This is a genomic window from Chitinophaga sp. GbtcB8, assembly GCF_019091455.1.
Lineage (GTDB): Bacteria > Bacteroidota > Bacteroidia > Chitinophagales > Chitinophagaceae > Chitinophaga.
The window spans coordinates 152719-160481 of record NZ_JAGXJN010000013.1 but is presented as its reverse complement, the minus strand read 5'-3'; the positions used below and the strand labels follow the sequence as shown (position 1 = coordinate 160481).

Annotated in this window: 6 protein-coding genes and 1 pseudogene; 4 read left to right on the top strand and 3 right to left on the bottom strand. The window is 41.5% G+C overall.

Features of this window, described 5'->3' with window-relative positions:
• Both KVT36_RS14170 and KVT36_RS14165 read left to right on the top strand, forming a co-directional pair.
• A pseudogene (locus tag KVT36_RS14170) lies at nt 1-765 on the top strand (glycine dehydrogenase (aminomethyl-transferring)); the annotation flags it as partial.
• Nucleotides 766-975: 210 nt separating this feature from the next.
• Complete coding sequence (locus KVT36_RS14165; RefSeq protein ID WP_217604154.1) at nt 976-1491, top strand: hypothetical protein; 516 nt, start codon at nt 976-978, stop codon at nt 1489-1491.
• 72 nt (nt 1492-1563) lie between these two features.
• On the opposite strand, the gene wecB is transcribed toward KVT36_RS14165, so the two are convergent.
• The 3 genes from wecB to KVT36_RS14150 are packed head-to-tail and all read right to left on the bottom strand — an operon-like array spanning nt 1564 to nt 4358.
• The gene (wecB, locus tag KVT36_RS14160) at nt 1564-2679 is read right to left on the bottom strand and encodes a non-hydrolyzing UDP-N-acetylglucosamine 2-epimerase (RefSeq protein WP_217604153.1); all 1116 of its coding nucleotides are present in this window, start codon (nt 2677-2679) and stop codon (nt 1564-1566) included.
• Nucleotides 2680-2697: 18 nt separating this feature from the next.
• On the bottom strand, nt 2698-3585 hold the full coding sequence (locus KVT36_RS14155) for a glycosyltransferase (protein ID WP_217604152.1): 888 nt from the start codon (nt 3583-3585) through the stop codon (nt 2698-2700).
• A 29-nt stretch (nt 3586-3614) separates the two neighbouring features.
• A complete protein-coding gene (locus KVT36_RS14150) occupies nt 3615-4358 on the bottom strand; it encodes a galactosyltransferase-related protein (RefSeq protein ID WP_217604151.1) in 744 nt (247 codons plus the stop codon).
• Between the two features lie 787 nt (nt 4359-5145).
• On the opposite strand from KVT36_RS14150, the gene KVT36_RS14145 reads away from it, so the two are divergent.
• Nucleotides 5146-5817: a response regulator transcription factor gene (locus KVT36_RS14145; RefSeq protein WP_217604150.1), complete on the top strand. Its 672-nt coding sequence runs from the start codon at nt 5146-5148 to the stop codon at nt 5815-5817.
• Between the two features lie 164 nt (nt 5818-5981).
• On the top strand, nt 5982-7763 hold the full coding sequence (locus KVT36_RS14140; RefSeq protein ID WP_217604149.1) for an HAD-IIIC family phosphatase: 1782 nt from the start codon (nt 5982-5984) through the stop codon (nt 7761-7763).

The window sequence follows — 7763 nt, the reverse complement described above, 5'->3', positions numbered from 1 at the left end:
CACAAAACCTTCGCCAGTCCGCATGGCGGTGGTGGTCCCGGCATGGGCCCCATTTGCGTAGGCGAGCACCTGGCAGCTTTCCTGCCCGGCCACGTATCGCTGAATAAAGGCACCGCACAGGCAGTATCTGCAGCCCCTTATGGCTCTGCAAGTATTTTGCTTATCTCTTATGCCTACATCCGTTTGCTGGGCACAGCAGGCGTAAAACAGGCATCTGAATACGCCATCCTTAATGCCAACTACATGAAGGCAAGGCTGGAAAAAGCATATGACATCCTGTATAACGGTAAGAATGGCACCTGCGCGCACGAGTTTATTGTGGACCTGCGTCCCTTTAAAACCAGCGCCGGTATTGAAGCGGAAGATGTGGCCAAACGCCTTATGGACTATGGTTTCCACGCCCCTACCCTCAGCTTCCCTGTAGCCGGTACAATCATGATAGAGCCTACGGAAAGTGAAGATAAAGCTGAGCTGGACCGCTTCTGCGATGCCATGCTGGCCATCCGGGAAGAGATCCGTGCAGTAGAAGAAGGCAAGGCCGACAAACAGCATAACATACTTAAAAATGCACCGCATACGCAGTTTGTGATTACTGCTGATGAATGGACATTTGCATATAGCCGCCAGCAGGCCGCTTATCCGCTGGAATATGTGAAGGCCAATAAATTCTGGCCTTCCATTAGCCGGGTAAATAACACCTATGGCGACCGTAACCTCATTTGCACCTGCGAGCCGGTAAGCGCTTACGCAGAAGCAGAAGCCTAGCTCAATTACGGAATTACGAAAGATTGCCGCGGTCCCTGGATCGCGGCAATCTTTTTTTTAGCATACAAGTACCTCATAACTAATCAAAAGAGACACAATTAGCCCTAATCCCCACCGGATCAATATCCGGTAGTTATAGATTATATATATTAAATTCTAACAATTAATCGTTATTGATTATATTAGTAACAGAAAAACCTTATTTTATCTATGCAGGATTTCTCTTTTATGACCACAGAAGAGCATTTTCTACTACAGGATGCCCTCAAAAAGAACAAAAAACAGGTAACTAAGTTCGTACTGATTGGCCTTGGATTAATGATTGTAGCCGCTGTAGTACCGCAAGTTTATCTTTACACGCACAGCACAGCAGACGAGGCGGATCAATCACTGTTTTCCTATACCAATGGCTGGTTCTGGCTTTGGATGTTATCTTTTATTGTAGTATTAGTATTTGCACTGATCAAGGTAACAGAGGTGCGTTATTTCACTATTAAACGCGATCTGATGGCTTTACAGAAAGGTACCATGCAGGCGCCGCTGGAAGCCGTGTACCATGAGAACGACGACACACAAACCAACTTCATGGTAATGCTGCCCAATTCAAAAAGAAAAAGGCTGTTCTACTGGACCCGCGGCGCTTTGAGCGATTACCGCGCAGGCAATGAGGTGGAGATCAGCTATGCCCGGTATTCAAGGGTAATACTGGCCATCAATAAAGTTTAGAAAAAATAAAAGGGTGAGAAAAGAAGCATAACTGTGCTTCTCTTTTCACCCTTTATCAGTGTATTAAAGACCTTATACTATTCCCGATAATATTTCCATGATCTGCCGGGCGCTGGTTCCATTTCCATAAGGATTTATTGCGTTTACCATTTGCTGATATATAATATCATCTTCCAGCAGGGTGCTTACTGCCCGCTCTATTTTCTCACGGCTTGTACCTACTAAGGTGGCTGTACCAGCCGCAATGCCTTCTGTTCTTTCTGTTACGTCCCGCATTACCAGCACCGGTTTTTTTAAGGCAGGCCCCTCTTCCTGCAAGCCGCCGGAATCAGTAAGCACCAGGTAGCAATGTTGCATGAGCCATAACAGGTACGGATACTCCAGCGGTGCGATCAGGTGAATATTTTCATGGTTTTCCAGTATGCGCCTTACCGGCTCCTGCACCTGGGGATTTAAATGTACGGGGTAAACAATTTCAACACAGGATGCATATTTTTCCGCCACTGCTTTAACCGCCATACACATCTCCTCCAGAGGTTTTCCAAAACTTTCGCGCCGGTGGCCGGTAATAAGAATGATCTTTTTGCGCAGGTCCAGGAAATTAAAATATTCGGCATACTGATCTTTACCTTTCATTTGTTCCAGTGTCAGAAAAACAGCATCTATTACCGTATTGCCGGTTACATAAACATGCTCCGTGATATGCTCTTTCAGCAGATTATTGCGGGCGTTGGACGTAGGCGCAAAATGAAAATCTGCTATAATACCGGCCATTTTACGGTTCACTTCTTCCGGGAAAGTAGAATACTTATTGCCACTCCGCAATCCGGCCTCTATATGCGCTATCTTGATCTTTTTGTAAAATGCAGCTAATGCGCCCGTGAAAGCAGAGGTAGTATCCCCATGTATCATCACCAAGTCTGGCTGCTCCTTTTCAAGCAGGGCTGCCATTTTTATAAGCCCATCGGCAGTTATGTCAAATAATGTTTGATTGGGTTTCATTAAAGCCAGATTTTCATGTGGCTTTACTTCAAAGAAAGTAAGTACCTGGTCCAACATTTCTTTATGCTGCCCGGTAACGCATACCCTTAGCTCCCATAAATGTGGATGCTTTTCGCATTCTTTTATCAATGGGATCATTTTAATTGCTTCGGGCCGGGTTCCAAATAAAAAGAGTATTTTCTTCATGGCATTTGGTAAAACAGGTTAATAAATTGCCTGTGATTGTAAGATGAGTGCATTAATATCTACTGATTCATCAGTTATGAACTGCTTAAAATTTTCCAGGAAGAGCTTTGTTTCAGCAGTCTGAAATTTCTGATGGAAATAGGTACAGTTCATATATCCCTGTTCTATTTTCTGTTCCATATTCTTTTCATGCGGGAAATGAATAGATGCTGCTTTCCGGCAAAGATGTATGTTCACCCCTCTTTGCCAAAGTCGTATGGCTACATCATTATCCTCACATCCCCATCTTCCGTCATATTGCTCATCAAAGCAGCCTATACTAACCAGGTTTCTCCGGCTTACTGATACGTTACAGGTCCAGAATAAGATCCAGGGGGCCGGGAGTGTTTCTATCCTGTCGTTATAGCGCTTGTAATGCCGTTCCCTGATATCAAGTCCAATCCCGGCTGATCTTAACCGCTCAATTGTTTGCGCAGGATTTGCCGGGTTTATTGTATCCTGTACGGAGGTATCGCCGGATTGATCGAACCCATATACATAACCAATGGCTGCCACCTGCGATCCCAGCTCACTATGGATAGCTATATGCGCATTTACACAATCTTCACTGAGAATTACGCCTGCGTCCACAAAAAGGCAGATAGCTCCTTCTGCATTAATTATTCCCAGGTTCCTGGCTGAAGCCGGCCGGTAGCCTTTATCTTCCTGGTACACATATTTTATGTTCAGTTGTTCCTTATATCTTTCCACTACTTCTTTAGTATTATCAGACGATCCATCGTCAGCAACGATCACTTCAAAAATATTTTTGTGCGTATTTTGGATCAGGAGAGAATCAAGCGTATAGGTTAATAACTGGCTGCGGTTATACGTGGGTACGATAACAGAAATGGGGTATTTATCCATAACGTTCATGTGTTAATTGCTGATGATTATTATTTGCTTTCTTTCATCATTTTGCGCTGTGCTCTTTTTTCATAATACAGGGAATCATTTTTCCTGGTGAGCGCCAGATCATTCCATCCTGCTGTCTCTTCATGATTCAAATGAAGATAGATAAGGTCCGGGCATCTGACGAGATACCTGGTCCCTCCCAGGTATCTTTCAATAAGGTCTTTATCCTCTGCCCCCCAGCCTTCAAACCTTTCATCCCAGGCGCCTGCTTTTATCAGCCGCTCCCTGTTAAAAAGCGGAATAACCCCATACCGGTGCCCTTCTACCAGCTGCTCCCGTAAAAAACTTTCACAACATTCTTCCTTTACACAAATAGCCGCCTGCAGTCTCTCCTCTTCAATTTCCTCTACGTTTATATATTCCTTCTCACAGTTCAACCGGTACCCCGATACCAGTAGTACATCAGATTCTTCAGCCAGCAGCAAATGTTTTTTAAATGAGAGATCAATAGGTATCAGGTCAACATCATATGAACTTACCAGTTTTCCAACACTATAACCCAGGCCAATATTTAATAGCCTTGCTTTGTTAAAAATTCCATCCTCCTGTACATGAACATATTTTATATTTTTTCCAGGATCCTTTACTATTGAAGGTCTGGGACTGGATTCAATCAGTACCAGTTCAATACCAGGGTTTATATGAACAGTTTTTGTGAACCACTCCAGCAGGCATTTTAAATGCAAAGGGCGGTTGCGGTAAGCTACCAGTAATGATAATGTCATATGTGTAGGATTAGGTTTTAAATTGTCTATCATTTGGAGGAGATCTTGTGAGCCGCTGCCATTTTTCAGCAACGTATGCCTATTGCCGGATACCCGGTGATGAAGTCGTTTATCTTATTATTTTCTAAGGGAAAGATATCAGAGAAGACAAAACAGCATTTACAAACAGTACTTAAAGGGGATCTGTTTCCAGGAATAAGGACCGCCTACTAAGAAGCCCGGACAAAGCTTGCGCTTATGTGAGTAACAGGGCTGCTATCATCACACTATAAATTGCGGTAAATCATTTTCGTTCTGATCAAGGATCACACAAACAAAATAATTTAAAAAAACAGAAACTGGATATAGCAGTCTTTCGAAATTTTACTTCGGGTTTTACTAAAAGTATTCAGAATTAGCTAATCATCCGCCTGCCGCTTTTTCGGAAGAGCTGGTCACAAACGGTTGCGCGGCCCAGTAACATTATAAAATATCAAAATACCAACCTTCCATTCCGCGTGTATTTGCTCTTTTTTATTAGAGAAATATTTTGTATGTTTAAAAAGCTTTTTGGTTAACATGTTCTTTCTGTATTGGATGAAAACTGATATAAAACTTATGCTTACTCACATGAAATCTAAGATCATTTTGGCACCACCCTGGACACAACTATTCATTCACCCAATTTACATTTAGAAAAAATACCACCTCAAAATAATGCATTGACTTACGGTGTTAGACCCATTAGCCCTTCAAATTTGTCACTCCACCTTTTCCAACGTGTGAAAACCCATTCAATATTTATTTTATGATAGAAGAAGCAATCAAATTAGCTATCATTGATGAATTCACCTTATATAGAAAATTATTAAAAGGCTACCTTTCAGAACAAGAGAACATTAGTATCACTACGCATACCTCCGACCCTTTTGAACTATTAAACAGACTCAAACACTTTCCGACCGACATCCTGTTATCCGACATTCTCATTGCCAATGTTAACATCATTGATGTATTAAAAACAATACAGACCCGGTATCCGGAGATCAGGATCATAATATTATCCACCTGCACTGACCCCAAGGTGATCAGCAACCTTTTGGATCTTGGCATTCATGGTTATATCTCTAAATCAGATGAACCGGAAGAGCTGCATCAGGCCATCATGACAGTGGCCGGCAACAGGATCTACCGCAATAAGCTGTTTACAGAAGCATTATACTATAATAAGCAGTATAGTATAAAGCTTGGCATAAATGGCTTCCCTGCTTCCCTGAATGAACGGGAAAAAAAGATACTGCAGTTATTGTGGGAAGAAAAAAGCAATAAGGAAATAGCTGACCAGCTCTTTCTAAGTGTCCGGTCCATTGAAAAGATCCGGCAGGACATGAAAGACAAGCTGGGCCTTAAATCTACGGTAGGGCTATTAAAATATGGAATTACGAACAGAATAATAGAATCTGCAAATTTGACGGTATAACACAGCCGGTATATAAAGATTTTGCAACCGCTTTAGTAAAAACCGCAACAAGATTAGTACAACTACGATTCTTTTCCCACTTTTTAGAAATTAACTTGTTACTGGCAATATCCCATATTGCCTGCGTTAACCACACAGGCACATACTATTCTAAAACAAAAGCTATGTTCCAGCTAAAATGGGCCAATAAAGACTTATGGTCCTCCGACAGTATTTCAGCAATTGAGCCATCCAGGATTGATAAAAGAAATATTACCCGGGTGCTGAAAATGGATTGGGAAGAACATTGTGTGGAATGTGCAATTCCTGAATGTTATCAAAATTGCCCGCTTTATGAACAGCGCAAGGACGGAGCCTGTGCCAGGTTTGTATATGGTATAATACCCAACAGGAAATTCAGCGGGCATTATAATTTTGGAGCCGATGTTACTTTCAGAAGATGGGGTAAGATAGAAGCCTGTTTACAGGATGCCTATCCTGTAAGAACCATCTCCCTTTTTAATACAATGATCAATTACAGCCTGTCAGGAAAGATCAGGAAATGGTTAGGAAGAAAAGAGAAGACCGTTCATACGGATGTAGCCGGCCTTTTTGATGAATTTGTAATAGAATGTTACTCCGTTAATGAAGAACCTTATAAATTAATTTGTGAGTATTTTACAGAAAACAACCGGGTAAGGAATACCAAATACAGGAACGTTCTTAATATACATAAAGGGTTTAATCACTTTAACATTCCATTCCACCTTTTAAATGTAACCGCTATGGAAGGGTACATTTATTTGTATCCTGAAAACAGCGATATAGAAAAACGCCTGATCTTTACATGGCTTGATCTTGTGAAATACAGGCAGCCGTATGTACCGGTAAAAGAAACAGCTCCAAAAGTAAATACCACAAAAGTAAAATGTGTTGCATGGGACCTGGATAATACATTCTGGAACGGAACTTTTATAGAGCAGGAAACAGTAGCAGTAAAGGAGGAAGCAATTAACCTGGTAAAAAAGCTGGATGAAAGAGGAATAGTACAGACGATCCTAAGCAAGAACGATTTTGAACCCTGCTGGGAAAAGCTCAAAAACCTGGAGATGGACAAATACTTTTTGGTACCTGCCATAAACTGGGACCAGAAAAGCAAGAACCTTAGCAAAATTGTTGAAAAGCTGAATATTGGGCTCGATACCATTGCCGTTATAGATGACTCCCCATTTGAAAGATCAGAAATAGTGAATGCTTTACCCCAGGTAAGGGTTTATTCTGAAAAAGAGATCGGCAATATTCTCAGCTACGAAGAATTTAATGTTTTGATAAGTGAAGAGAGTAAAGACAGAAGGAATAAATACCAGAAAGAGGCTCAGCGCATTGAAACCAGGGAAAAATTTGCCGGTTCCTATGAAGACTTTCTCATTAGCTGCAATATGGTGGTAGAAGCTTTTGTGCCTGATACAGAACAGGAAATTGAAAGATGTTTTGAGCTGATCCAACGCAGTAACCAGTTAAACCTGTCCACGATCCGGTATTCCAGGCCCCAGTTTAGCTCATTGCTTGCAGATAAACAGGTGCTTCCAATTGGCATCCGTTGTGAGGATAAATTTGGCGATTATGGGTTAATAGGGTTTTCCAGCATCAATATTTCCAATAACATTCCTGTAATGGAAAATCTTGTGCTGTCCTGCAGAATAGCACAAAAAAGGGTTGAGCATACTTATATGAAATCTATTACAGCGCTTCTTCATAATAATGGATATAAAGAGCTTTGTGTTAAACTAACCCTCACTGCTAAAAACGGCCCTTTGTGCAAAGTTTTTTCCGAACTTCCTTTTACCGTTAAAGAAGCAGGGCAGGATAATAAGCTGCTAAGCATTCAAACAGACGCGTTAATGAACACCCATCCTATCATGAAATTTACGCTCAAAGATTCCGTTCACAATTTTAAATTCCGGTAA

What these genes read in the sequence shown, in the direction of transcription:
- KVT36_RS14145 (WP_217604150.1), top strand. Translation starts at nt 5,146, where the DNA reads ATGATAGAAGAAGCAATCAAATTAGCTATCATTGATGAATTCACCTTA.
- KVT36_RS14150 (WP_217604151.1), bottom strand. Translation starts at nt 4,358, where the DNA reads ATGACATTATCATTACTGGTAGCTTACCGCAACCGCCCTTTGCATTTA.
- KVT36_RS14165 (WP_217604154.1), top strand. Translation starts at nt 976, where the DNA reads ATGCAGGATTTCTCTTTTATGACCACAGAAGAGCATTTTCTACTACAG.
- wecB (WP_217604153.1), bottom strand. Translation starts at nt 2,679, where the DNA reads ATGAAGAAAATACTCTTTTTATTTGGAACCCGGCCCGAAGCAATTAAA.
- KVT36_RS14155 (WP_217604152.1), bottom strand. Translation starts at nt 3,585, where the DNA reads ATGGATAAATACCCCATTTCTGTTATCGTACCCACGTATAACCGCAGC.
- KVT36_RS14140 (WP_217604149.1), top strand. Translation starts at nt 5,982, where the DNA reads ATGTTCCAGCTAAAATGGGCCAATAAAGACTTATGGTCCTCCGACAGT.